Below are 24,080 nucleotides of genomic sequence, written 5' to 3' on the forward strand. Positions count from 1 at the left end.
ACGACCGCGGGAGCCCTAGCCCCGCTTGGCCAGCGTCCTCAGCCGCAGTGCGTTGAGCTTGATGAAGCCCTGTGCGTCCTTCTGGTCGTAGGCGCCCTGATCGTCCTCGAAGGTGACGAGCTGGTCGGAATAGAGCGACTTGTCCGACGTGCGGCCGACGGTCATGACGTTACCCTTGTAGAGCTTCAGCGTCACCTCGCCCTCGACATTCTCCTGGCTCTTGTCGATCGCCGCCTGCAGCATCTCGCGCTCCGGCGAGAACCAGAAGCCGTTGTAGATCAGCTCCGCATAGCGCGGCATCAGCTCGTCTTTCAGGTGCGCCGCACCGCGGTCGAGCGTGATCGACTCCATCGCCCGGTGGGCGGCGAGCAGGATCGTGCCGCCGGGGGTCTCGTAGACGCCGCGCGACTTCATGCCGACAAAGCGGTTTTCCACGAGGTCGATGCGGCCGATGCCGTTGTCGCGGCCAAGATCGTTCAGCCTTGCAAGGATCGTCGCCGGCGACAGCGCCTCGCCGTTGATCGAGACGGCGTCACCCTTCTTGAAGCCGACGGTGATCACCGTCGGGGCATCCGGCGCCTCTTCCGGCGAAATCGTGCGCATGTAGACATAGGGCGGCGCCTCGACCGCCGGATCCTCCAGCACCTTGCCTTCGGAAGACGAGTGCAGCAGGTTTGCGTCCACCGAGAAGGGCGCTTCGCCGACCTTGTCCTTGGCCACCGGAATCTGGTGCTTTTCGGCAAAATCGATGAGATCGGTACGGCTCTTGAAGGACCACTGCCGCCAGGGCGCGATGATCTTGATGTCCGGGTTCAGCGCATAGGCGGAAAGCTCGAAGCGGACCTGGTCGTTGCCCTTGCCCGTCGCGCCATGCGCGATCGCGTCGGCGCCGGTCTTCTTCGCGATCTCGATCAGGTGCTTGGAAATCAGCGGCCGGGCAATCGAGGTGCCGAGCAGGTAGATGCCCTCGTAGACGGCGTTGGCGCGGAACATCGGGAAGACGAAGTCGCGCACGAACTCCTCGCGCAGATCCTCGATGTAGATCTCCTTGACGCCCAGCATCTCCGCCTTCTTGCGGGCAGGCTCCAGTTCCTCGCCCTGGCCAAGGTCGGCGGTGAAGGTCACCACCTCGGCGCCGAGCTCGGTCTGCAGCCACTTGAGGATGATGGACGTGTCGAGGCCGCCCGAATAGGCGAGGACGACCTTCTTGATGTCGCTCTTGGCGGACATGGGAACTCCGGAGATTCATGGGTCGCGCAGATCGCGCGGGCGCGGCTTTGTGGCCAAGGGGATTACGAAATTGCGGGACTGAACGCAAGCGGGCTCGGGGGCCAAAGTCGGCCACGGGCGACCATCGGGCAGGGCCCGGCAATCTCTTTGCTTGATTACATACCAACTGGTTGGTATTAATTGAACGTGAAGCCGCCGTGATCTGGCCAGGGGCTGGGTCTAGACTGCCTCGCATGGGCCGCAGCGGCGTCGAGGGGCTTGAACGACAGGAAACATCCGGCCGAGCGCCGACAAGGAGGAGGAAGGACCATGCCCACACCCGCACAGAACTACCGTCCCGGGGCGATGAGCCCGGCAACGCCGCATCTCATCTGCCGCAATGCGGCCGCGGCGATCGACTTCTACGTCAAGGCTTTTGGCGCCCAGGAAATGGGGAGGCTGAACGCGCCTGACGGCACGATCATGAATGCGATGATCGCGATCGAGGGCGGTTCGATCATGCTGGTCGACGAGAACCTCGACTATGGCATGAAGGGGCCGGAAACCCTTGGCGGCTCGCCGGTCTCGGTGCACGTCTTCGTGCCCGACGTCGACGCCTTCGCCGCAAAAGCCGAAGCTGCCGGCGCGACCATCACCATGCCCGTCGGCGATCAATTCTGGGGCGACCGCTTCTGCATGATGCGAGACCCCTTCGGCCACCATTGGTCCTTCGCGACCCACAAGCTGGACATGACGCCCGGCGAATTGCTTGAGGCGTCGAAAGCCCCGTTCGGCGAGGGGATGTGTGCCGGCGAAAAGGTCTGAACTTCAGGGCCGCCTGTTGCTCTCGCCATGACTGCCCTGCGACAGAAAAAGAAAGACCCCGCAAGCCTTCGCCGGCCTGCGGGGTCTTTCTTTGAGGTCTGATGACGATGCCCGGAGTCCATTGAGCCCGGGAGCCGCGGCCGGTCGTCAGACCAGCGCGCCGTGGCAATGCTTGAACTTCTTGCCCGAGCCGCAGGGACACGGCTCGTTGCGGCCGACCTGACCGAAGACATCGGCGCCCTTCCCCGGCGTCGCCGAGAAATGGCTGGCAGCACCGGCCAGAGCCGCCTGCTCGGCGAGCGCCATCTCGTCCTCGCCGGTCAGCGGGTTGATATGGCTCGCGTGCATGATGCTTTCGTCCACCGGTTCCGGTTCCGGCGGCTGCTCGGCAAGTTCCACCCGCATGAGCTGGGCCGTCACGGCCTGCCGCAGGCTGGAGAGAAGCGCCTCGAACAGCGCAAAGGCCTCGGTCCGGTATTCCTGCAGCGGATCGCGCTGGGCATAGCCGCGGAAGCCGATGACCGAACGCAGGCTGTCGAGGGCGGCCAGATGCTCGCGCCAAAGCTGGTCGAGCGTCTGCAGCAGGATCGCCTTTTCGATATGGCGCAGGAGCGGCGGCGTGAAGCGCTCTTCCTTGTCGGCATAGATATCGTCGGCGGCCTTGATGATGCGCTCGCGCATCTCCTCGTCGGCAATGCCTTCCTCGCGTGCCCAGTCCTGGACCGGCAGGTCGATGTTCAGCGATTCCAGCACCGCCGCATGCAGACCCTCGGTGTCCCACTGCTCGGCATAGGCGTTCTCGGGGATATGCTTGGCGACCAGCCCCTCGATCACGTCGTGACGCATGTCCTTGACGGTGTCGTCGACGCTTTCCTCGGTCATCAGCTCGATGCGCTGCTCGAAGATCACCTTGCGCTGATCGTTCATCACGTCGTCGTATTTGAGAAGGTTCTTGCGGATGTCGAAGTTGCGCGCTTCGACCTTCTGCTGCGCCTTCTCCAGCGCCTTGTTGATCCAGGGATGGACGATGGCCTCGCCTTCCTTCAGTCCCAGCTTCTGCAGCATGCCTTCCATGCGGTCGGAGCCGAAGATGCGCATCAGGTCGTCCTGAAGCGACAGGTAGAAGCGCGACTGGCCGGGGTCGCCCTGACGGCCGGACCGGCCGCGAAGCTGGTTGTCGATGCGCCGGCTCTCGTGCCGTTCGGTGCCGATGACGAAAAGCCCGCCGGCATCGATCGCCTTCTGCTTAAGACGGGCGATATCCTCATGGATCTTGGCCTCTGCGGCCTGCCGTTCGGGACCCGCCGGCATGTCGCCGAGTTCCCGCTCGATCCGCATCTCGGCGTTGCCGCCGAGCTGGATGTCGGTGCCGCGACCGGCCATGTTGGTGGCGATCGTCACCGCGCCGGGCACACCCGCCTGGGCGATGATGTAGGCTTCCTGCTCGTGATAGCGGGCATTCAGCACCTGGAAGACCATCTCGTTCTTGGAGCCGTCGTCGCCGTCGAAGAGCACGTCGAAATCATGCTGGCGGAAGCCCTGGCGCTTCAGGAGCGCGGCAAGGGTCTCCGACTTCTCGATCGACGTGGTGCCGACCAGCACCGGCTGGCCGCGCGTCTTGGCGTCCCGGATGGTCTCGACGATGGCGTCGTATTTCTCCTGGACGCTCCGGTAGACCTCGTCGTCGTCGTCGGCACGGGCGATCGGCATATTGGTCGGAATCTCCAGGACTTCCAGCCCGTAGATATCCATGAACTCGTCGGCTTCCGTCGCCGCCGTGCCGGTCATGCCCGCCAGCTTCTCGTACATGCGGAAATAGTTCTGGAAGGTGATCGAGGCGAAGGTCTGGTTTTCCGGCTGGATCTTGACCCGTTCCTTGGCCTCCAGCGCCTGATGCAGGCCTTCCGAATAGCGCCGGCCGGGCATCATGCGGCCGGTGAACTCGTCGATGATGACGACCTCGCCGTCCTTGACGATATAGTCCTTGTCGCGCTGGAAGAGCTTGTGGGCGCGCAGCGCCTGGTTCACGTGGTGGACGATCGAGACATTCTCGATGTCGTAGAGCGAGGCGCCCTTGAGGAGGCCCGCCTCTGTGAGCATGCCTTCAAGCTTCTCGGTGCCTTCCTCGGTGAAGATGACGGTGCGCTGCTTCTCGTCGAGTTCGAAGTCGCCCTCGACGATCGACGGAATGAAGGTGTCGATCGTGGTGTAGAGATCGGAGCGATCCTCGAGGGGACCGGAAATGATCAGCGGCGTGCGCGCTTCGTCGACCAGGATCGAGTCCACTTCGTCGACGATGGCGTAGGCATGCGGACGCTGCACCATCTGCGGCCGCTCATACTTCATGTTGTCGCGCAGATAATCGAAGCCGAGTTCGTTGTTGGTCGCGTAGGTGATGTCGCAGTTATAGGCGGCCCGGCGCTGGTCGTCGTTCATGTTGTGGACGATGACGCCGGTCGTCAGCCCCAGGAAGCCGTAGATGCGGCCCATCATCTCCGAGTCGCGCTTGGCGAGGTAATCGTTGACGGTGACGACGTGGACGCCCTTGCCCGGCAGCGCGTTGAGATAGCAGGCGAGTGTCGCGACCAGCGTCTTGCCCTCGCCGGTCTTCATCTCGGCGATGGCGCCGTCGTTGAGGACCATGCCGCCGATGAGCTGCACGTCATAATGTCGCTGGCCGAGAACGCGAACGGCCGCCTCGCGCACCGTCGCAAAGGCCGGGACCAGCAGGTCCTCAAGCTTGGCGCCGTTGGCAAGTTGCTCGCGGAACTCGGCGGTGCGTGCTCTCAGCGCGTCGTCGGAGAGGGCCTTGACCTCATCCTCCAGCGAGTTGATCTGCGCCACGCGGGGCCGGTAGGATTTCACGCGCCGGTCGTTCGCCGAACCGAAAATCTTGCGCGCCAGCATGCCAAGTCCGGCCATGGCGGACCTTTCTTCGTCGTGGCCCCGGCCGGCCGCCGCGGATTGTCGGGCGCCGGAAAAGGCCGAATGTTCCCGTATTGGCGCGGCGGCACGAGGCGTTCGCGTCAAAGACTGCCTTGAACTTGCCCCATATCTGCGGCAAACCCCACGCCATGCGGCTTTGGCTCTGGGCTGACAGTTTCTGCCGCTCAGGTTGTCACCGGGCCGGGGGCAATGAGCAGAACCGGCCACCGCGCGATCCGAACAGCCGAACCGATTGGAGTTCTCCCGCCCGAAACGGGCGTTCTCAGGCGGTTCGGAGATATGGCGGGTGCGGAGCAATGTCAACGCCGCACCTTCCGTGAGCGGCATTTGCGGAGTATAGGGGCTCTCGCGAGCCCGATAACCAGTATCCGCGCTCATGGACATCGAAGTGGCAGGCCGAGTCAAGTTCACCGTCGAAGGTCGAACCGTCACGAAGCGACAAGAGCCGGCAACGGGCCGGCCAAGAGGAAAGTCTTCACATTCATGTTTTTCACCAACATCCGCGGTCTTGACCGCCGCATCATCAGCACCGTGGCGAGCGCAGCGCTGCTCATCGCCCTCGGGCCCGCGATGGCCCGCGCCGACGACGGCGAGGTTCTGGCCAAGGTCAACGGCAAGGACATCACCGTCGGCGAGGTGAATCTTGCCAAGGAAGCCTTCGCCGCCCAGCTCGGCCAGGTGCCGGACGGCGCCCAGCAGGGCATCCTCGTCGACGTGCTGATCGACATGCATGTCCTGGCAGATGCCGCCGAAAAGGCCGGCATCGGCGATACGCCCGATTTCGCCCAGCGAATGGCGTTCCTGAAGAACCAGGCCCTCCGCAACACCTATATCGAGGACAAGATCCAGGGATCGGTCACCGATGAGGAGATGAAGGCCCGCTACGAGAAGGATCTCGCCGGCTACACCGCGCCGGAGGAGGTTCACGCCCGTCATATTCTCGTGAAGACCGAGGATGAGGCCAAGGACATCATCGCCCAGCTCGACAAAGGCGGCGATTTCGCCGAACTCGCCAAGGAGCATTCGCTCGACGGCTCCAAGGCCAACGGCGGCGATCTCGGCTTCTTCACCCGCGGCCAGATGGTCCCGGAATTCGAGAACGCGGCCTTCGAACTGGAGCCCGGCAAGTACACCGAGACGCCGGTGAAGAGCCAGTTCGGCTACCACATCATCAAGGTCGAGGAAAAGCGCCAGCAGCCGGCCCCGACCTTCGACGAGGTCAAGGATCAGGTGCGCCAGGTCGTGGCCCGCGAGAAATTCGCCGAGATCATGAAGCAGCTGAAGGCCGAAGCGACCGTCGAGCGTCTCGACCAGCCGGCGGCGGATGCGGCCCCGGCGACAGACGCTCCGGCGGCCGACGCACCGGCAAAATAACGGTCCGCCACCGTCCTTGAGCGATCGACGATCTGTCGATCGTCGATGATCGATGCGATCCCGCAGGGCCCTGCAACGCCCTGCGGGATTTTTCATGCCTTCAACCCATCCGTGATCCTGCCGGATTCCGGCGATGTGCCGCGGCCGGTCGAGCAAGCGCGCTGGCGCCGGCGCATTGCCGACGTCGACCGCCACACCCTCCAGCGCACGCCCTTTTCGCGGCAGCGCCTAGCCGGCTGATTTTCATGAGAAATATTGTGTGCGCAGTTTTTGCCAAATCTGAAAAAGTCATTGCAGGTTATGAACAATGGGAGGATTGTCGGCCTATTGTTCGCATCTTGAGGGATCACAAATGACCAGAAAGCTCTCGGCAGAGTTGTTTGGCACGTTCTGGCTGGTGTTCGGCGGGTGTGGCAGCGCGGTCCTCGCCGCCGGCTTTCCCGGGCTCGGCATCGGTTTTCTGGGCGTGGCACTGGCCTTCGGATTGACGGTCCTGACCATGGCCTTCGCCGTCGGAGGCATTTCCGGCGGGCACTTCAACCCGGCTGTCTCGCTTGGGCTCGCCGTTGCCGGCCGCTTCAGCTTCGCCGAACTCCTGCCCTACTGGGTCGCCCAGGTCGTCGGCGGCTTCATCGCCGCCCTGGTGCTCTATGTGATTGCCTCGGGCGCTCCCGACTTTGTCGCCGGCGGCTTCGCCTCCAACGGCTATGGCGACCTCTCGCCCGGCAAATACAGCCTTCTGGCCTGCCTGGTCACGGAAATCGTCCTGACCGCGTTCTTCCTGATGGTGATCCTTGGATCGACCGCGAAAAGCGCCCCTGCCGGCTTCGCGCCAATTGCGATCGGTCTGGCGCTGACGCTGATCCATCTCGTTTCCATTCCCGTCACCAACACGTCGGTGAACCCGGCCCGCTCGACGGCGGTCGCCTTCTTCGCCGAAACCGGTGCGCCCGGTCAGCTCTGGCTGTTCTGGGTGGCGCCCCTTGTCGGCGGCGCCCTTGGAGGACTGATCTGGAAGACGCTGCTCGCAGGAAAAGACGACTGACAACCCGGCTGGGCCCAAAACAGCACTGGATGTGAGAGTGCGCCGGCCTTCATCGCGTGGACGACAGGCCGGCGCCATCACTCCAGCGTCGCATATCCGATCGAAAGGAGACGGGTGAAAGCAGCGATATCCTTGTCGCGAATCTCCAGCTCGCCTGTCAGCAAACGCCGCCAGGCAAAACCCATCACCACCTCCCACAGGACAGTGGGCGCCACCTCGGGGCGGACTTCCCCGTTCGTCTTGCGCCTGTCGATCATGGTGCAGAACGCCTGCCGGCGCTCCTCGTTGTACGCCGCCAGTGCCGCTTGCGCCTTTGCGTCGCCTTGAGCCTCGGCAATGATACCGCGAAAGATCGCGCCGGCCTCTCCCTCGCGCCAGAAGCGCAAGAGGCCGCGCAAAAAGTCCGAAAGATCATCCTCCAGCGTGCCAGGAACTGCCCCACCACCATCGCGCTTCTGACGCTGATAGACATCAAGCAGCAGCGCCGCCCTGGACGGCCACCAGCGGTAGATCGTCGGCTTGCCGGCATGCGCCCGCCGCGCCACGGCCTCGATGGAGAACCGGCCGTAGCCGACCTCGGCAAGAACCTCCTGCGCTGCGGTCAGGATCGCTTCCTGGCTCGCCGGATTGCGCCGTGCGCCGATGGATTTCCGGGTTTTGGCCGCGCGTTGCGTCGTCGAATCCAAGGTTGCCGTATCCCGCTCACGTTGTTTCCATCGAGAGGATAGTCCGATTGGACCGGATTGCCACATGCCAGCCGTCATGGAGGGCATGATCCGGCACCGCGGCGATCCGGCATCTTCCGCATTCGAAAACGCAACGCATCCTCGACACTTCGCTCAGAAGCTGGCGGGCAGACCTTGCGCCGGGCAACCACATCGGGCAAAGGGGAAACGCCCTGCTCCGGAGGCTTCTGAATCATGTCGACGACCGTTTCCCCGCTTGCCCCCACGACCTATCCCGAAATGCCCGTTGTCGAGGGCGTCCGCTTTGCGACCGCCGAAGCCGGGATCAAATACAAGGGACGCACGGACGTCCTGCTGCTGGAGATGAGCGAGGGCACGACGGTCGCCGGCGTCTTCACGAAATCGAAGTGCCCGTCCGCGCCGGTGGAATGGTGCCAGGCCAATCTCGCGGGCGGCAAGGCGCGCGCGCTCGTGGTGAACTCGGGCAACGCCAACGCCTTCACCGGCATGAAGGGGCGCGCAACGGTGTCGGTCACGGCGGAGATCGCGGCCAAGGCCATCGGCTGCCGCCCGGAAGAGATTTTCCTCGCCTCGACCGGCGTCATCGGTGAGCCGCTGGACCCGAAGAAGTTCGAGGGCGTTCTCGACGGGGCCGCGACGCGTCTGGCGGACAGTCCGTGGATCGAGCCGGCGAAGGCCATCATGACGACGGACACCTATCCGAAGGTCGCCACCGCGACGGTCGACCTCGGCGGCGCGCCGGTGGTGATCTGCGGCATCGCCAAGGGCGCCGGCATGATCGCACCGGACATGGCGACGATGCTCTCCTTCGTCTTCACCGATGCGCCGATTGCCGCCCCAGTGCTCCAGTCGATGCTGTCGGCCTCGGTCGAGACCACCTTCAACGCGATCACGGTCGACAGCGACACCTCGACCAGCGACACCCTGATGCTCTTTGCGACCGGCAAGGCCAAGGGCGCCAAGACAATCACCGATGCCGCCGATCCGGCTCTCGCTCCCTTTGCCGCCGCCCTGCACGGCGTGCTGCGCGATCTCTCCCATCAGGTCGTGAAAGACGGCGAAGGCGCGCGCAAGTTCGTCGAGATCACGGTCAGGGGCGCCGTCTCCGACGCCTCGGCCAAGGTTATCGCGCTGTCGATCGCCAACTCGCCGCTGGTCAAGACCGCGATTGCCGGTGAGGACGCCAACTGGGGCCGCATCGTCATGGCCGTTGGCAAGGCCGGAGAGCCGGCCGACCGCGACAAGCTGGCGATCACCTTCGGCAACATCCGCGTCGCCGTGGAAGGCGCCCGGGATGCCGCCTATTCGGAAGCCGCCGCCTCTGCCGTCATGAAGGAGCAGCACATTCCGATCCTCGTCGAACTCGGCCTCGGCGATGGTCAGGCGACCGTCTGGACGTGCGACCTTACGAAGGAATACGTAGCCATCAACGGCGATTACCGGAGTTAAACTTGACCACGACGAAATCCATGCTTCTGGTCGTCGCCTGCGCGCTCATCGACGGCGACGGCCGGGTGCTCATCTCCCAGCGCCCGGAAGGCAAAGCCCTCGCAGGCCTTTGGGAATTTCCCGGCGGCAAGGTCGACAGCGGCGAAAGTCCGGAAGACGCGCTGATCCGGGAACTCTCCGAAGAGCTCGGAATAACAGTTAAGGCGCCTTGCCTTGCCCCGTTGACTTTTGCGAGTTTCAATTACGAAACATTTCATCTTTTGATGCCACTATATGTCTGTCGGCGCTGGGAAGGTTTTGCTTCCGGATGCGAAGGACAGGCCATCAAATGGGTTCGACCTCGCGATCTCAGGGACTATCCGATGCCGCCGGCAGATGAACCGCTGGTCGCTCACTTGATCGACTTGCTGTAAGAACGGATGCGAGAAAGAGACGGCCTGATGCAACGGATTGGTGAAAGAGCCACTTCTCTGTTCCGGTCGCGCACGCTTCGTGATTTCGCCCGCGACCGCAAGGGCACCACCGCCGTTGAATACGCCATCCTGATCACGATGCTGTCGACCTTCGTCCTCAGCATTTCCGGTGTCGGCGGCAACATCGTCACGAATTTCTACGAAGTTCTGACGCAGAAGGTCGCGGACGCCACCTCCAATTCCGCCGGGTCGTCGTAAGCCGCCTCGACGACGTCAAAGGGCCAAGCCCCGGCCAGAGCGACCGCCTCCGGGACATGATGCTTTCGTCCATCCCCAATGGCAAAGGCGCACCCTACCTCACAGCTTCGTTTCGCTCGTCCCGAGAGCGTCGGCAAGGCGCGTCTTGGCGCTGCCCGGCCTGAGCGGCTTCTGCTGGCTTTCGTGCGGCGCCCATCCCGAAATTGAGACGAGGCAGATCGTGGCGCGCACGCGCCCGTCCGGGTCGCCATGCCGTTCGGCGTAAAGTTCGGCAGCCCGCATCATGAGTCCGGGGCTCGTCAGCGACCGGCGGCGATCGGCGAGCGCGTTGCTGGCGCCCATGTCCTTCAGTTCCCGCATGAGATCGAAGGGTGTCGCATAGCGCAGGGTCAACCGGTCCTGATCGGCGACCGGCAAGGCAAATCCCGCCCGCTGGAGAAGGCCGCCCATGTCGCGCACCTCGCTCATCGGCGCGATGCGGGGAGAAAGACCGCCCGTCTGCTCCACTTCCGCCGCCGCCAGCGCATCCCGGAGTTCGGTAAGGCTGTCGCCGCCGGCAAGCACCCCGAGGAAAAGCCCGTCCGGCTTCAGCGCGCGCCGAATCTGCACGAGCGCGCCCGGCAGATCGTTGACGAACTGCAGCGACAGACCGGAGACGATGAGGTCGAAGCGCTCGTTCGCAAAAGGCAGGTATTCGTCGTCCAGAACGACATCGGCCGGATGTTCGCCAGCAGGTCCCGCCGCGAAGACATCCGCCCGCACGACCCGGCCGACTCTCGGCGCGGCTTCAAGCGCCCGCGCCAGCGCATCCGTCGGTCCTCCGATGGCGAGCGCCAGTGGAAAGTCACGCGTCACCGTCATCAGCCGCTCGGTGATGTCTTCGGCCACGAGATCGAGCAGGAAGGCCTTGTCCCTGTCGCCCGCCGCGATGACGCGCCGCCGGCGGGAGGCAATCGCAGAGCGGTCGAAAAGTCTGGGTGCTGAGGACATGGGCCACTTCCGTTTGCGTTGCGCAGGTTATGGGGATTGGCCTGCCCGACGTCAATTCACGGGCAAGGTCCGCTTGCAGGATCGGACCGACGTCCTCATCATGAAGAGGCCTCTGCATCGGACCCCTGCGACATGTGGCTGCCGGCCGGCGTTTCCGCCGTTGACGATCCTGACCTTCCCGACGAGACGGCCGCCATCCGGCCCGCCCCGAGGCAAGCCGTGCCCGGCATACTGCGGCGGATCGTCGATTTCGCCCTGCCCCCCACCTGCGCGCTATGCCGATCGCTGATCGCCGAGCCCGGGGGGCTCTGCCCGCGCTGCTGGTCGATGCTGCGCTTCATCGAGCGGCCCTATTGCGAACGGCTCGGCACGCCCTTTTCCTTCGATCTCGGCGAAGGCGCGCTGAGCGCGCCCGCGATTGCCGATCCGCCGGACTTCGATCGTCTCAGGGCCGTAGCCGTTTTCGATGGCGGAGCCCGCGATCTCGTTCACGACCTCAAGTACCGAGACCGGACGCATCTCGCTCGCCCCATGGGGCGCATGATGGCGAGGAGCGGCAGAGACCTGTTGGACGACGCCGACCTGATCCTGCCGGTCCCTCTGCACCCGCTGCGCCTCTGGCGCCGCCGCTTCAACCAGTCTGCCCTTCTCGCCCGTGAAATCTCGCAGGCAAGCGGCATCTCGCTCAGCACCAATGCCCTGCGCCGGGTGAGGCGCACGCGCCGGCAGGTCGGCCTCGAACGACAGGCGCGGATCGACAACATGCGCGGTGCCTTCGCTCTTTCCGATCCTGCCGCGATCTCGGGCGGGAAGATCGTGCTGGTCGACGATGTCTTCACCACCGGAGCCACGGTGGCAAGCGCGACGAAGGTCCTCAAGCGGGCCAAGGCGGCGCGTGTCGATGTGCTCGTCTTCGCGCGGGTTGTCGATCCGGGGGCTTCGTGACTATATCAGTGGATGGATATTTTGCGGTGCAATAGCACCTTCATCTCCGGGTCAGAGGAAGATCGAATGGCGGATGTCGTGATCTACACCCGCGATTTCTGCGGGTTCTGTGCTCGAGCAAAGTCGTTGCTCGACAGCAAGGGCGTCAAGTATACCGAGCACAACGCGACGGAGACGCCGTCCGCCCGCGCCGAGATGATCCAGCGCTCCGGCCGCAGCACCTTCCCGCAGGTTTTCGTCGGCAGCACCCACGTTGGCGGCTGCGACGATCTCTTCGCCATGGAAAGGGCCGGCAAGCTCGACCTGCTGCTCGCCGGCTGAAGACCCGTCACTTCGGAGTGTCATGACATGAGCCTCTTCCGCGTTGCCTGCGCCCAGATGCGATCGGGCCGCGATCCCGCCGCCAACCTTGCCGCCGTCGAGGCGCTGGTGCGCGAGGCCGCTGGTGAAGGCGCCTCCTATGTCCAGACGCCGGAGATGACCAACATTCTCGTGCGCTCGCGCGGGGAACTGCTGGAGAAGATTTCGACCGAGGCCGAGGATGCGCTGCTTGCCCGCATGCGCGCCGTCGCGGCCGAACTCGGCATCTTCGTCCATCTCGGCTCGCTGGCGATCATCGTCGGGCCCGAGCGCGTCGCCAACCGCGCCTTCGTCATCGCCCCGGACGGCTCCATCGCCGCGCGCTACGACAAGATCCACATGTTCGACGTCGATCTCGAAAACGGCGAGAGCTGGCGCGAGTCCGCCACCTATCAGCCGGGCGAGGCCGCCGTCACCGTCGATCTCGGTCCGATCACGGCGGGTCTCGCGATCTGCTACGACGTCCGCTTCCCGCATCTTTTCCGCAGCTACGCCAAGGCCGGCTGCGGCCTGCTCACCGCGCCCGCCGCCTTCACCCGCCAGACGGGCGCCGCGCACTGGCATATCCTCCAGCGCGCGCGGGCAATCGAGAACGGCGCCTTCGTCGTCACCGCCGCACAGGGCGGCAAGCACGAGGACGGTCGCGAGACCTACGGCCACAGCCTCGTCATCGATCCGTGGGGACGCATTCTCGCCGAGGCCGACCACGACGAGCCCGGCATCATCGTTGCAGACATCGATCCCGCCGACGTGGCGGTCATTCGCGGCCGGGTTCCCTCGCTCGCCAACGAACGGGCCTTTGCCCCCGCCCGTGTCGAGGCGGACAGGATCCGCACAAGCGGGGCCGCATGATCCGCTATCAACTCACCTGCATCGAGGGGCACGGCTTCGACGGCTGGTTCCGCTCCTCGGCCGATTTCGACGACCAGGAGGCACGCGGCCTGCTTGCTTGCCCGATGTGCGGCTCGTCGCATGTCAAAAAGGCACTCATGGCCCCGAGTGTGGTCGCCTCGCCTGAGACAGCACGACGCCAGGAAGCAGAAAGCGGGCAGACATCCGGGAGCGAGGCAGGCCCAGCCGCCGAGCCCGCCGCAATGCCCGTGCCCGCGCCGACCGTCGCCCTGCCCTCCGCGACGACCGAAAAGATGGCCGAGATGATTTCGGCCCTGCGCGAGATCCGCCAGAAGCTGGTGGAAAATTCCGAGGACGTCGGCAGCCGCTTTCCCGAGGAAGCCCGCCGTATCCACTATGGCGAGGCGCCGCAGCGCGGCATCCACGGCGCGGCGAGCCCGGAGGACGCCAAGGCCCTGGCCGATGAGGGGATCGACATTCTCGCCCTGCCGATGCTGCCCGAAGACCGGAACTGACAGGAACGGCAGGAAGTTTTCCTCCCCCCTCGCAATCCGCAGCGGCAAAAAGAAAACCGCCCGCGACATCGACTGTCGCGGGCGGTTTCGTCAGCAGATCAGAGATCGGCGAAAGAGGCCTCAGGCAGCTTCTTCCTCGACGCCCTCATCCTCGTCGGCGCCGGCATCGGCACGGGCCGCCGCGCGGCGCGGGCTCTTCGTCAGGTGATCCTCGATGCGGCGCACGGCTTCCGTTTCCGTGACCCGCAGGACAGCCGAAATCTCGCGCGACATACGGTCGAGCGCGGCTTCATAAAGCTGACGCTCGGAGTAGGACTGCTCGGGCTGCGAGGACGCGCGATGCAGGTCGCGCACGACTTCGGAAATGGCGATCAGGTCGCCCGAATTGATCTTGGCTTCGTATTCCTGGGCCCGGCGGCTCCACATCGTGCGCTTCACGCGGGCGCGGCCCTTTATGGTCTCCAGAGACTTCTCGACAACATCGCCTTCGGACAGCTTGCGCATGCCGACGGATTCGCACTTGTGGGTCGGAACCCGCAGGGTCATCTTGTCCTTTTCGAAGCTGATCACGAACAGATCGAGTTTGAGACCGGCAATTTCCTGTTCTTCAATGGCAACAATCTGGCCGACGCCGTGAGCCGGGTAAACGATGAATTCATTCGTCTTGAACCCGTTGCGATGGGAGGTCTTCTTGCTCGTGGCCATTCGCTTCATCACTCCATAGCCACGCCGGAACATAAGACCGTCAGTTTCACACTCTGGGTCCGCGGGGGCAGAACCAGTTGGGAGAAGTGTCAAAGGTTGACGTCCCGGACGCACTCCTTGTGATATGCGTCCGCAGTGCCGGCGAGCTCTCTCGTTGTTTCAGCCGATCAGGGTGACGACCCATTCGCTGTCATCAGGTCTCGTTCTGCGACCCGAAGCCTCGATCGCACCGGGGAGGCCGATCAAGAAAAAGGCCCCGATACGGGGCGGGCATGCGATTGGGACAGGGTGTCGGCTGCCGGAAATATACCTATCACAAATTTAGCCGAAAAAAAAGCCTTTTCGGGCCGGCATACCCGCTATGCACCGGGTAACACCAGCCTGAAAACCGTCTCGTCCTGCCCGGGTTTTGATCCTTGCGACGGATCAGTCCCCCTGCCCCGGTTCCGGAGAAAAATACTTCTCCAGCTTTCCCTCGACGCCATCGAAATCCTTGGCGTCGGCCGGGGCGTCACGCTTTACCGTGATATTCGGCCATTTCGCGGCATAGTCCGCATTGAGCGTCAGCCAATCGTCAAGTCCGGTTTCGGTATCGGGCTTGATCGCCTCGGCTGGGCATTCCGGTTCGCAGACGCCGCAGTCGATGCACTCGTCGGGATGAATGACGAGCATGTTGTCGCCTTCATAGAAGCAGTCGACCGGACACACTTCCACGCAATCCATGTACTTGCAGCGGATACAGTTGTCGGTGACGACATAGGTCATGAAGGAAGCTCCAAGGCGGATTCACGAGTCTCTCGGGCGGCTGCCTATCGGACTTTCGGCAGTGAGGCAAGAGGCAGATTCTGCGCATCTGCCCTTCCCGGACCGGCTCTCGCCGGAGAACTTGAATCCCGGCGCCGCTTCAACGATATGTGCGCCGGACCTTTCGCGGATGCAAGCCGCCATGACCAAAAAATGGCCGATGAACGGACAGGTGCGATGACGACCATGGATGAAACGAAGCACGAAACCCCTGCACAGGAAACCCACGCCTTCGAGGCGGAAGTCTCCAGGCTTCTGCATCTCATGGTGCATGCGGTCTATTCCAACAAGGACATCTTCCTGCGCGAGCTGATCTCCAACGCGGCCGATGCCTGCGAGAAGCTGCGCTATCTCGCCGTCTCCGAACCGGGGCTGATCGAGGGTCACGAGGGCTTCCGCATCACCATCGAGGCCGATGCGAAGGCGGGGCGCCTCAGCGTGATCGACAATGGCATCGGCATGAGCCGCGACGAGATGAAGGACAACCTCGGCACCATCGCGCGCTCGGGCACCAAGGCCTTCCTCGACCAGCTTGCCGAGAAGAAGGACGGCCAGGCGCTGATCGGCCAGTTCGGCGTCGGCTTCTATTCCGCCTTCATGGTCGCGGACAAGGTTCGCGTCGTCAGCCGCAAGGCCGGCAGCGATGTCGCCCATGAATGGACGTCCGACGGCAAGGGCACCTTCCATCTCGGCGACATCGATCTTGCCGAGGCACCTGTCGCCGGCACCCGCGTCACGCTGGAGCTGATGGACGACGCCACCGCCTTTGCCGAGGAAGGCACCATCGAGCGCATCGTGCGCGAATATTCCGCCCATGTGCCCGTGCCGATCTCCATCCATGTCATCGGCGCCGGCGACGGCGAGGACGCAAAGGACGAGACCCGCGAGCTCACCGATGGCGCCGCTCTCTGGATGAAGCCGAAGAGCGCCGTCAAGCCGGAGGAGTACAAGGAGTTCTACGGCAACGTCGGCGGCATGTGGGACGATCCCACCCTGACGATCCACTACCGCGCCGAAGGCCGGCACGAATATTCCGTGCTTCTCTTCGTGCCCTCGATGAAGCCCTTCGACCTCTTCGATCCGGATCGCCGCGGCCGGGTGAAGCTCTATGTCCGCCGGGTCTTCATCGCCGACGATGCCGAGATCCTGCCCGCCTGGCTGCGCTTCATGCGCGGCGTCGTCGACAGCGAGGATCTGCCGCTCAACATCTCGCGCGAGATGCTGCAGCAGAACCCGGTGCTGGAGGCGATCGCCAAGGGCGTCACCAACCGCATCCTTTCCGATCTTGCCAAGATGGCCGAGAACGAGGCCGAGACCTACGCCAAGGTCTGGGAGGCTTTTGGCGCCGTCCTGAAGGAAGGCCTCTACGAGGCGCCCGACCGCCGCGACGACCTCTTCAAGCTCGCCCGCTTCCATACCACCAGGGGCGACGGCTGGCGCTCTCTGAAGGACTATGTGGCGGACCTGAAGGAAAACCAGACCGCGATCTATTACGCCCTCGGCGAGAGCAAGGACGCCGTGCTGGCGAGCCCGCATCTGGAAGGCTACAAGGCCCGCGGCCTCGAAGTCCTGCTCCTCACCGACCCAGTCGATGCCTTCTGGGTGCGCACGGCGCTCGGCTACGACGGCAAGCCCTTCAAGTCGGTGAGCCAGGGCAGCGCCGATCTCGACCAGATCGCGCTTGAGGACGGCAAGGACGAGGACACGGCACCTGCTGCCGACGTCGCCGCCTTCGCGCTGGCCCTCAAGGAGGTGCTCGGCGACAGGGTCACGGAGGTGCGCGCCTCAAGCCGTCTGGCCACCAGCGCCGTCTGCCTCGTTGCGCCCGATTACGGGCTCGACCGCCGCACGGAAAAGCTCGTTGCTCGCGGCGAGGGCCAGTCGATGACCGCGCCAATCCTGGAGATCAACCCACGCCACGAGCTGATCCGCTCGCTCGCCGAACGCCAGGGCACGGACGCCGTGGAGGATGCCGCCCATCTGCTCTATGGGCAGGCGCGCATTCTCGAAGGCGAGGCGCCGGACGATCCCAACGACTTCGCCGCCCGGCTCGACCGGCTGATGCAGAAGGCGTTCGGATAAAACCGTGCTGACCGGGTGGCCGCCTCAGGGCGGCCACTTGGCTGGCAAGAGATACCGGCTACGGCAATCGCTTAGCCGATGACGTCGCCGATCAGCATCTGCGGCTCGGAATTGGTGAAATTCGGGATGTCGGCCAGAACCGGGCCTGCGGCCCCAAGCGCGGCATCCATTGCCTGCTTGTCCGCGAACACGATCGTGGCGATCGCATAGATGCCCGGGGGAACGTTCGGTCCGCCAGCAACGCCTTTGGTGACCAGCGTGCTCTGGATGTATTTGCCCATATGCTCGCCCACGAGCGGCAGGTGGGTCTCGACGTAGTAGTCGTAGTTGAATGTTGTTCCGTCTTTGATCGGATAGATCACCTGCAGCGAAACGGACATGCATGCCTCCCTTGGATTGGCTGTTTTTTTCCGCGTCGGAGGAAACACCACCGTTCGGGCGCCGGTCAATCGGAAAGGCGCTTGCGGCAATTCCTCAAGCCCTTCGAAGCAATCACATTTTCACGAGATGGCGGCCAGAAGTGGCGGAAAGACCCATCGCGTGGTCGGCATTCCGTCCCGGCCACGGCCACACCGCCGTCACTCCGGCAGACCTGCCTCGTGCAGGCTGGCAAGAACCTTTTCAAGGGTCGCGGGATTGTGGATCGGCAGCGCCTTGCGCATCCGGCCAACCGTGGAGCCCGGCGCCAGTTCCTGGAATTTGGCAAGAGCCGCACCGGCCTCGGCCTGCCGCCCGGCCTGGGCAAGCGCGGCGGCAAGAACCCAGTGGGCAGATTCCGAGCCGGGATTGAGCGTCGCCGCCCGCCGCGCGGCTTCGATCGCCTGTTCCGGATGGCCCGACAACAGCTCGACGACCGCGACCATGTTGAGGCTGAGATAGTAGCACGGCTCCTTCGGACCGAAGGCGACAGACTGCCTCAACAACGGTCGTGCCCCTTCGAAATCCTCGCACCATGTCATGGCGGAACCCGCCACAAAGACAACGAAGCTCGATCCGGGATTGAGGTCGACCGCATGGCGCACGGCATCGAGCCCGACGGCGGTGTCGACGTTGAGGGTCACCAGCGAGAAGCCTGCCACGGCCATGGAGACGGCGTCGTCCGCCCCGGCGGCAAGCGCCCGGCGGGCGAGAGCCACCGCTGTGCCGAAATCGTCCTCTCCTGCCGGTGCCCAGGTCGGGCGCCTTAACCTTTGCACGTGGCACCAGGCGGCGAAGGCCAGCGCCGGCGCATAATCCGGCCGGATCTCGATGGCGCGGTTGAGATAGCCGATGGCAATCAGGTTCTCGTCCGGCCGCAAGGCAACGGCATGGGGCTGGGCGCGAAGATAAAGGTCATGCGCGTTGAGTTCATCGTCAGGCTTCTGGCGTGCGCGTTCGATCTCGGCGCCGCGAAGCGTCGGCTCGACGGCGCCGACGATACTGGCGACGATGCGGTCCTGAAGGTCGAACCCCTCCTCGAGGCTGCCGTCATAGCGGTCGGCCCAGAGATGGGTGCCGCTCGCCGCGTCGATCAACTGACCGGTGATCCGGATACGGCTGCCGGATTTCCGGGCGCTGCCCTCGAGCATGTAGAGCACGCCGAGATCGGCCGCGACCTTGCGGATATCGACCGCCTGCCCCTTGTAGACGAAGGTCGAGTTGCGTGCGACGACAGCAACATCGGGAAAGCGGGCGAGCGCCGTGATGATGTCCTCGACCACGCCGTCGACGAAATAATCCAGTTCCGCATCGCCGGTCATGTTGGCAAACGGCAGGACGGCAATGGAGGACTTGTCGGGAACGTCGGTCGCTGCGATTGGCGGAGCGGCGGTCTCGGGTGGTGAGGCCGTGGCGACCTGCAGGGAATAGACCTTGATCAGGTCGGCGATGTTCTTCAGCTGCACCGGCCCGAGATCGCTGACCGAGAGATCCAGCCGCGACTTCACCTGACGGTAGGCGTCCTCGGAGAGACAAATCGCGCCGGGCGTCGCGATGCCCTCAAGCCGGGCCGCGATGTTGACGCCATCGCCCATCAGGTCGCCGTCGCCTTCCTCCACGACGTCGCCCAGATGAATGCCTATCCGGAACTCGATGCGGCGATCCTCCGGAACCCCGGCATTCCTTTCCTGCATCGAGTTCTGCACTTCCAGAGCACAGCGGACCGCATCGACGACGCTGCGGAATTCGACCAGCGCGCCGTCGCCGGTGCGCTTGACCACGCGTCCGTTGTGGACGGAGATTGTCGGGTCGATGAGATCGCTGCGCAGCGCCCTCAGCCGCGCCAGCGTGCGGTCCTCGTCGGCGCCGGCCAGACGGCTGAAGCCCACGACGTCAGCTGCCAGAATGGCGGCGAGTTTGCGCTGTTCGGCCATGATCCCGCGCCTCCTGCCTCCGCCGCCTCAGGCGCCTGCCGCAAGCCGTTTGCCCGCACGGATGCCGCACAGCGGCGGACGAGAGGCAATCACGCGACGGCCGGCGCGACCTTGTCCCAGAATTCGCCGCGATTGTTGGTGTTGGGGAACGGTCCATCCGGCACCGGCACCCCGAGGAAGGCACAGAGCGGCTCCCAGCCCTCCTTCACCTCGTAGACGAGCAGTTGCGAGGCGGGAATGGTCGCCTTGACCGCCACCATATGGGCCTCGAAGGCCGCGCAAAGACCGTCCCGGTCGAGCCCCAACGGAAAGCCTGTCTTCGCGATGACCGCCATCGCCATCGCCATCCAGGGCTGCATTTCGCTGATGACGCCGCCCGTTTCAGACATGGCGCACAGCTTGTAGATGGTGGCTCCGAAACTGTCGGCCCAACGCTCCGGGTCGCGATGCGTCAGAATGAATTTGGCATCGGGATAGGCAGCAAAGAGCTCTCGATGAAATCCGGCCGTCGGCCAATCCACGGCGGCAGGATAGCCATCGTAAATCGCCCCGAAGTTTGGATTTCCAGCCACCGCATCCTGCCAGAGCGGCAACTGCTCCGGCATGTGGATGAGAACCTCTTCCATGTGATGGCAAGGCCCGAGACCGAGCTCGTTGATGGCGAGTTTCAAGGAATACGTGCCGGTCCTGCCGACCCCCGTGCCAATGACCTTGAGCGACACCAGCACCTCCCCCAAGTATTCCCGATCCGCGAAACGGCGGATCGATCAACTGTTAAGGATAGATTGCATACAATTGCACTCAAGAGTCCAGCCGTATTTTTCTGTCAATCACCTGCCAGCCACAAGGAATGGGATGGACGTCTTCGTGAATATTTTTGTGCAACGCAGTATGACCAGCAGGTCAAGGCCGGATCATCTATAGACCACAAGAAGAAATGAAAAAGCCCATTCGCGTTTTTGGCGAACGGGCCTTCGGAGGAACGCAGGCGAATAGGCACAACATCCGGCAGACAGGACTGTGCGCCGGAGGCCGGATCAGGAGGTCGGCAGCTTGACCTTGGCCGCGCCGATGATCGGGCCAAGGTGCCCGCCCTCGTTCTGCTGCAGCAGGACGGCGCAGCCGTCGGCACCGCCGAGCATCAGGTCGGAGACCGGGTATTCGATCCGCATGTCGGCGCCGGACCACATGCCGATCGGCTGCAGCCGGCGGACGATATTCGAATAGGTCACGGTGCGGCCGGCATTCTCGCCCCGGCCGATCGGCACGCTTGCCCGGCTTTCATAGGTCACAAGCCAGACGGTCGGGTCGGCGCCATGCAGTTTCGGACCGTCCGGGATCGTCACGACCAGCCGATCGCCGGTCAGTTCCGCCGTGACCCGGACGGTAAGACCATCGCCGCCACGATCGAGATCCCTCACTTCGGTGCGGATATCGTTCTCGCGGCTGCCCACCACGTGCACACGGCCGTTGATCACCGCCTGCGGCGTATAGACGGAGTTGTCGCCCCGGCTCGCCGCATAGTTCCGCTGGCGAGCCGAATAGTCTGGATTGGCGAATGTGTCCTTCCAGCCAAGATAGTCCCAGTAATCGACGGAAAAGCTGAGCGCCAGGATCTTGGGATCGTCGGCGAGCTTGCCAAGCACCTTGTCCGCAGGCGGGCATGAAGAGCAGCCCTGACTGGTGAAGAGCTCCACCACGCTGCTGGGCTCCGCGGCCAGAGCATCCGTTGCCCCGGCTGACAGGCCGGCAACGCAGCCGGCAACCGCCGCCCAATATTTCAAGCCATTGTCAAACATGCCATTTTCCACAAAGTGACCAGGAATTCTTGATTTGGACAATAGGCAACGATGGTTCACGCAGCGAGTCACATGTGGGTGAGACAAAGGTGCGCACCCAAAAAGTGATCGATTCCTGCAAGACAGGCAATTCCGGCGGCATGACGCGCCGGATACCGCCCGCTTGATCGCCCGCCGCAAAGACCGTAAGACCGCCCGGCATCCATCCCCTCCCGGCATCCGCACGGGCCCCTCCGCCCGCCCTTCGAGTTCGCCTCATGTCCGACGCCCAACGCCGCCGCGCGACCCTGATCGGCCTCACCGCCGTCCTGATGTGGTCGCTGCTCGGGGTCTTCGCGACCGGGTCGGGCAAGGTGCCTCCCTTCCTGCTCAATGCGCTCTGCTTCGGCTTTTCCGGTCTTGCCGCCTTCGTCTGGCTCGTGGCGTCGGGCAAGGGACTGGCGTCCCTGAAGCAGCCGCCGAAGGTCTGGCTTCTCGGCACCGTGGGGCTCTTCGGCTTTCACGCGCTCTATTTCACCGCGATCCGCAATGCGCCGCCGGTCGAGGCCAATCTCATCAACTACCTTTGGCCGCTGCTGATCGTCCTCTTCTCCGGATTTCTGCCCGGCGAGAAGCTGAGGTGGCACCACCTGACCGGCGTTGCCATCGGTTTCGTCGGCGCCGCGATCCTGATCACGCGCGGCGGCGGCCTCTCGCTCTCGGGGCAATATGCCTTCGGCTACGGCGCGGCGATCGCCTCCGCGCTGACATGGTCGTCCTATTCGGTGCTCTCGCGCCGGGTCGCCAGCGTTCCGACCGAGGCCGTCACCGGCTTCTGCCTCGCGACCGCCGCCCTCAGCCTTCTCTGCCACTGGCTCTTCGAGGCGACCGTCTGGCCCGAAACGCCTTTCCAGTGGTCGATGGTGCTGGCGCTGGCCGCCTTTCCGGTCGGCCTCGCCTTCTTCGTCTGGGACCATGGCGTCAAGCGCGGCGATATCCAGGTGCTCGGCGCCTCGGCCTATGCCGCGCCGGTGCTCTCGACGCTCTCTCTGATCCTCACCGGCTTTGGACAATTCTCCTGGGAAGTCCTGATCGCCTGCCTGCTGGTCTCCGGCGGCGCACTGCTGGCCGCCAAGGATTTGTTTCTTCGCCAGAGGTAGCCAGACCGGTCGGGACGGATGTCATGCCGCCCTCTCCCGCGCTATGATCGGGCATCATGACTACCCTGCCGCTCTATCCCAAGCCTCTCGGCTCCGCCCTTCGCCGCTGGCGCACGCTCAACCGCGTCAAGCAGGCGGCACTGGCCGAAACGCTCGGCGTTTCCCAGACGACGGTCTGCCGCTGGGAAAGCGGCGCCGTCATGCCATCCCCGCAGCAGGTCCGCCATCTCTCCAAGCTGTTGACCGCGCGCCCCGAGGCCGCAGCCGACAAGGCGCTACTCGACCTCGTCGCCATGGCCCATGAGCCGGTTCATCTCGTCTGCGACCTCACCCACCGGCTGCTGGCCGCCTCGCCGGCGCGCATGGCCACCTGGCGGATTCCACTGGCCGATTTGCTCGGGGTGTCGCTGTGGCGCTTTGCCTCCGAGGGCATTCGAGCCGGCGAGACGCGACTGGAAGAGGCGGGCTGGTACAAGCCGGTCGCCCCGGCGCTGACCATCATGACCGAACGGGCGGAGTTTCCCGAACTCACGATCCGCGCGGGAGAGATTCGCCTCGCACGCATCCCTCTCTCCGATGGCAGCTACGCCCGGCTCGTCCGAGACGGCGCCCGCATCGGCCCTGAATAAATTATGCGGCCTGTTGCGATGTGCCGGCTCACGTCGATAGCCTTCCCGTCGATCTGCGACGGACTTGAGGCAAGGAACGAGCCCTCTCATGAACGCCCACGACACACCGGAAAAAGCCCGGATTGCCGGCATTCTCGACTTCATTCAGGCGGCCGAAAACCTCAAGAACACGCTGCGCAGCGGAACGACCTCGAATGGGCGGGCCGAAAGCACCGCCGAGCATAGCTGGCGCCTGTGCCTGCTGGTGCTGATGTTCGACCGCGACCTTGGCGACTGCGACCGGCTGAAGCTTCTGAAGCTGTGCATCGTCCACGATCTCGGCGAGGCGATTTCCGGCGATGTGCCCCCCATCCTTCAAGTTGAAGGCGACGGCAGGGCCGAACGCGAGCGCGCCGACCTCGAAACGCTCTGCGCGCCGCTGCCGCAGGATCTGAGGGACGATATTCTGGCGCTCTGGGACGACTACAACACGGCGTCCTCGCCCGAAGCCGTGCTCGCCAAGGGCTTCGACAAGTTGGAGACCATGCTGCAGCACAACGTCGGCAAGAACCCGGCCGACTTCGACTACGAATTCAACCTCGGCTATGGCGTGAAGCAGACCGACGCCCATCCGCTGCTGCGGGCCATCCGCACGCTCGTGGACGAGGAAACGCGTCGTCGGGCTGGCTAGATCCGGCAAGAGT

Annotated in this window: 26 protein-coding genes; 15 read left to right on the forward strand and 11 right to left on the reverse strand. The window is 64.2% G+C overall.

Annotation, left to right across the window (positions count from 1 at the left end; all coding sequences use genetic code 11):
* Positions 1–15 precede the first annotated feature (15 nt).
* Positions 16–1,230, reverse strand: coding sequence for an argininosuccinate synthase (locus tag HDIA_RS19085; protein ID WP_099557609.1), 1,215 nt, complete (start codon positions 1,228–1,230; stop codon positions 16–18).
* Between the two features lie 309 nt (positions 1,231–1,539).
* Between HDIA_RS19085 and HDIA_RS19090 the strand changes: the two genes are divergently transcribed.
* Positions 1,540–2,034 (forward strand): VOC family protein, encoded by a 495-nt coding sequence (locus HDIA_RS19090; protein WP_099557610.1) that lies wholly within the window; start codon positions 1,540–1,542, stop codon positions 2,032–2,034.
* A gap of 147 nt (positions 2,035–2,181) precedes the next feature.
* Here the strand turns inward: HDIA_RS19090 and secA are convergent, their stop codons facing one another.
* Entirely contained in the window at positions 2,182–4,956 is a 2,775-nt protein-coding gene (gene secA / locus HDIA_RS19095; protein ID WP_099557611.1) for a preprotein translocase subunit SecA, read from the reverse strand.
* A 507-nt stretch (positions 4,957–5,463) separates the two neighbouring features.
* On the opposite strand from secA, the gene HDIA_RS19100 reads away from it, so the two are divergent.
* From HDIA_RS19100 to aqpZ, 3 genes are all read left to right on the forward strand, one after another.
* Positions 5,464–6,354 (forward strand): peptidylprolyl isomerase, encoded by an 891-nt coding sequence (locus HDIA_RS19100; protein ID WP_099557612.1) that lies wholly within the window; start codon positions 5,464–5,466, stop codon positions 6,352–6,354.
* Between the two features lie 45 nt (positions 6,355–6,399).
* Positions 6,400–6,594, forward strand: a complete 195-nt coding sequence (locus tag HDIA_RS19105) for a hypothetical protein (RefSeq protein WP_099557613.1) — start codon at positions 6,400–6,402, stop codon at positions 6,592–6,594.
* A gap of 112 nt (positions 6,595–6,706) precedes the next feature.
* Positions 6,707–7,399 (forward strand): aquaporin Z, encoded by a 693-nt coding sequence (gene aqpZ / locus HDIA_RS19110; RefSeq protein ID WP_099557614.1) that lies wholly within the window; start codon positions 6,707–6,709, stop codon positions 7,397–7,399.
* Positions 7,400–7,476: 77 nt separating this feature from the next.
* Here the strand turns inward: aqpZ and HDIA_RS19115 are convergent, their stop codons facing one another.
* Positions 7,477–8,172, reverse strand: coding sequence for a TetR/AcrR family transcriptional regulator (locus HDIA_RS19115; protein ID WP_245883975.1), 696 nt, complete (start codon positions 8,170–8,172; stop codon positions 7,477–7,479).
* 147 nt (positions 8,173–8,319) lie between these two features.
* Here HDIA_RS19115 and argJ point away from each other — a divergent pair, with 147 nt between their 5' ends.
* From argJ to HDIA_RS19130, 3 genes are read left to right on the forward strand one after another with little or no spacing between them, the layout of a single operon-like run.
* Positions 8,320–9,555, forward strand: a complete 1,236-nt coding sequence (gene argJ, locus HDIA_RS19120) for a bifunctional glutamate N-acetyltransferase/amino-acid acetyltransferase ArgJ (protein ID WP_099557615.1) — start codon at positions 8,320–8,322, stop codon at positions 9,553–9,555.
* 20 nt (positions 9,556–9,575) lie between these two features.
* Positions 9,576–9,968: an 8-oxo-dGTP diphosphatase MutT gene (gene mutT / locus HDIA_RS19125; RefSeq protein WP_099559015.1), complete on the forward strand. Its 393-nt coding sequence runs from the start codon at positions 9,576–9,578 to the stop codon at positions 9,966–9,968.
* A 27-nt stretch (positions 9,969–9,995) separates the two neighbouring features.
* Positions 9,996–10,226, forward strand: a complete 231-nt coding sequence (locus tag HDIA_RS19130) for a Flp family type IVb pilin (RefSeq protein WP_099557616.1) — start codon at positions 9,996–9,998, stop codon at positions 10,224–10,226.
* 99 nt (positions 10,227–10,325) lie between these two features.
* Here the strand turns inward: HDIA_RS19130 and HDIA_RS19135 are convergent, their stop codons facing one another.
* The gene (locus tag HDIA_RS19135; protein ID WP_099557617.1) at positions 10,326–11,216 is read right to left on the reverse strand and encodes a methyltransferase domain-containing protein; all 891 of its coding nucleotides are present in this window, start codon (positions 11,214–11,216) and stop codon (positions 10,326–10,328) included.
* Positions 11,217–11,348: 132 nt separating this feature from the next.
* Between HDIA_RS19135 and HDIA_RS19140 the strand changes: the two genes are divergently transcribed.
* The 4 genes from HDIA_RS19140 to HDIA_RS19155 all read left to right on the forward strand — a co-directional run bounded on the left by HDIA_RS19140 (position 11,349) and on the right by HDIA_RS19155 (position 13,888).
* Positions 11,349–12,161, forward strand: coding sequence for a ComF family protein (locus HDIA_RS19140; RefSeq protein ID WP_099557618.1), 813 nt, complete (start codon positions 11,349–11,351; stop codon positions 12,159–12,161).
* Positions 12,162–12,227: 66 nt separating this feature from the next.
* Positions 12,228–12,482: a glutaredoxin 3 gene (grxC, locus tag HDIA_RS19145; protein WP_099557619.1), complete on the forward strand. Its 255-nt coding sequence runs from the start codon at positions 12,228–12,230 to the stop codon at positions 12,480–12,482.
* Positions 12,483–12,509: 27 nt separating this feature from the next.
* Positions 12,510–13,373: a carbon-nitrogen hydrolase family protein gene (locus tag HDIA_RS19150; RefSeq protein WP_099557620.1), complete on the forward strand. Its 864-nt coding sequence runs from the start codon at positions 12,510–12,512 to the stop codon at positions 13,371–13,373.
* Positions 13,370–13,888, forward strand: a complete 519-nt coding sequence (locus HDIA_RS19155; RefSeq protein WP_099557621.1) for a DUF1178 family protein — start codon at positions 13,370–13,372, stop codon at positions 13,886–13,888. The genes HDIA_RS19150 and HDIA_RS19155 overlap by 4 nt, the downstream gene beginning before the upstream one ends.
* A gap of 120 nt (positions 13,889–14,008) precedes the next feature.
* On the opposite strand, the gene HDIA_RS19160 is transcribed toward HDIA_RS19155, so the two are convergent.
* Entirely contained in the window at positions 14,009–14,593 is a 585-nt protein-coding gene (locus HDIA_RS19160) for a CarD family transcriptional regulator (protein WP_099557622.1), read from the reverse strand.
* Positions 14,594–15,019: 426 nt separating this feature from the next.
* On the reverse strand, positions 15,020–15,358 hold the full coding sequence (fdxA, locus tag HDIA_RS19165) for a ferredoxin FdxA (RefSeq protein ID WP_099557623.1): 339 nt from the start codon (positions 15,356–15,358) through the stop codon (positions 15,020–15,022).
* A 225-nt stretch (positions 15,359–15,583) separates the two neighbouring features.
* On the opposite strand from fdxA, the gene htpG reads away from it, so the two are divergent.
* Positions 15,584–17,479: a molecular chaperone HtpG gene (htpG, locus tag HDIA_RS19170; protein ID WP_425432957.1), complete on the forward strand. Its 1,896-nt coding sequence runs from the start codon at positions 15,584–15,586 to the stop codon at positions 17,477–17,479.
* A 71-nt stretch (positions 17,480–17,550) separates the two neighbouring features.
* On the opposite strand, the gene HDIA_RS19175 is transcribed toward htpG, so the two are convergent.
* The 5 genes from HDIA_RS19175 to HDIA_RS25465 form a co-directional block, all read right to left on the reverse strand.
* Positions 17,551–17,859, reverse strand: coding sequence for an EthD family reductase (locus HDIA_RS19175; protein WP_099557624.1), 309 nt, complete (start codon positions 17,857–17,859; stop codon positions 17,551–17,553).
* A 198-nt stretch (positions 17,860–18,057) separates the two neighbouring features.
* Positions 18,058–19,830, reverse strand: a complete 1,773-nt coding sequence (locus tag HDIA_RS19180) for an adenylate/guanylate cyclase domain-containing protein (protein WP_099557625.1) — start codon at positions 19,828–19,830, stop codon at positions 18,058–18,060.
* 89 nt (positions 19,831–19,919) lie between these two features.
* Positions 19,920–20,552 (reverse strand): sulfotransferase family protein, encoded by a 633-nt coding sequence (locus tag HDIA_RS19185; RefSeq protein ID WP_099559017.1) that lies wholly within the window; start codon positions 20,550–20,552, stop codon positions 19,920–19,922.
* Between the two features lie 315 nt (positions 20,553–20,867).
* The gene (locus HDIA_RS19190) at positions 20,868–21,629 is read right to left on the reverse strand and encodes a DUF1223 domain-containing protein (RefSeq protein ID WP_157775738.1); all 762 of its coding nucleotides are present in this window, start codon (positions 21,627–21,629) and stop codon (positions 20,868–20,870) included.
* Positions 21,622–21,831: a hypothetical protein gene (locus HDIA_RS25465; protein ID WP_157775739.1), complete on the reverse strand. Its 210-nt coding sequence runs from the start codon at positions 21,829–21,831 to the stop codon at positions 21,622–21,624. The genes HDIA_RS19190 and HDIA_RS25465 overlap by 8 nt, the downstream gene beginning before the upstream one ends.
* A 55-nt stretch (positions 21,832–21,886) precedes the next feature.
* Between HDIA_RS25465 and yddG the strand changes: the two genes are divergently transcribed.
* From yddG to HDIA_RS19205, 3 genes are all read left to right on the forward strand, one after another.
* Positions 21,887–22,768, forward strand: a complete 882-nt coding sequence (yddG, locus tag HDIA_RS19195) for an aromatic amino acid exporter YddG (RefSeq protein WP_099557627.1) — start codon at positions 21,887–21,889, stop codon at positions 22,766–22,768.
* A gap of 56 nt (positions 22,769–22,824) precedes the next feature.
* The gene (locus tag HDIA_RS19200) at positions 22,825–23,397 is read left to right on the forward strand and encodes a helix-turn-helix domain-containing protein (RefSeq protein ID WP_099557628.1); all 573 of its coding nucleotides are present in this window, start codon (positions 22,825–22,827) and stop codon (positions 23,395–23,397) included.
* Between the two features lie 88 nt (positions 23,398–23,485).
* Positions 23,486–24,067, forward strand: a complete 582-nt coding sequence (locus tag HDIA_RS19205; RefSeq protein ID WP_099557629.1) for an HD domain-containing protein — start codon at positions 23,486–23,488, stop codon at positions 24,065–24,067.
* The last annotated feature ends 13 nt before the right edge of the window (positions 24,068–24,080 follow it).

The sequence above is a fragment of the Hartmannibacter diazotrophicus genome (assembly GCF_900231165.1).
GTDB lineage: Bacteria > Pseudomonadota > Alphaproteobacteria > Rhizobiales > Pleomorphomonadaceae > Hartmannibacter > Hartmannibacter diazotrophicus.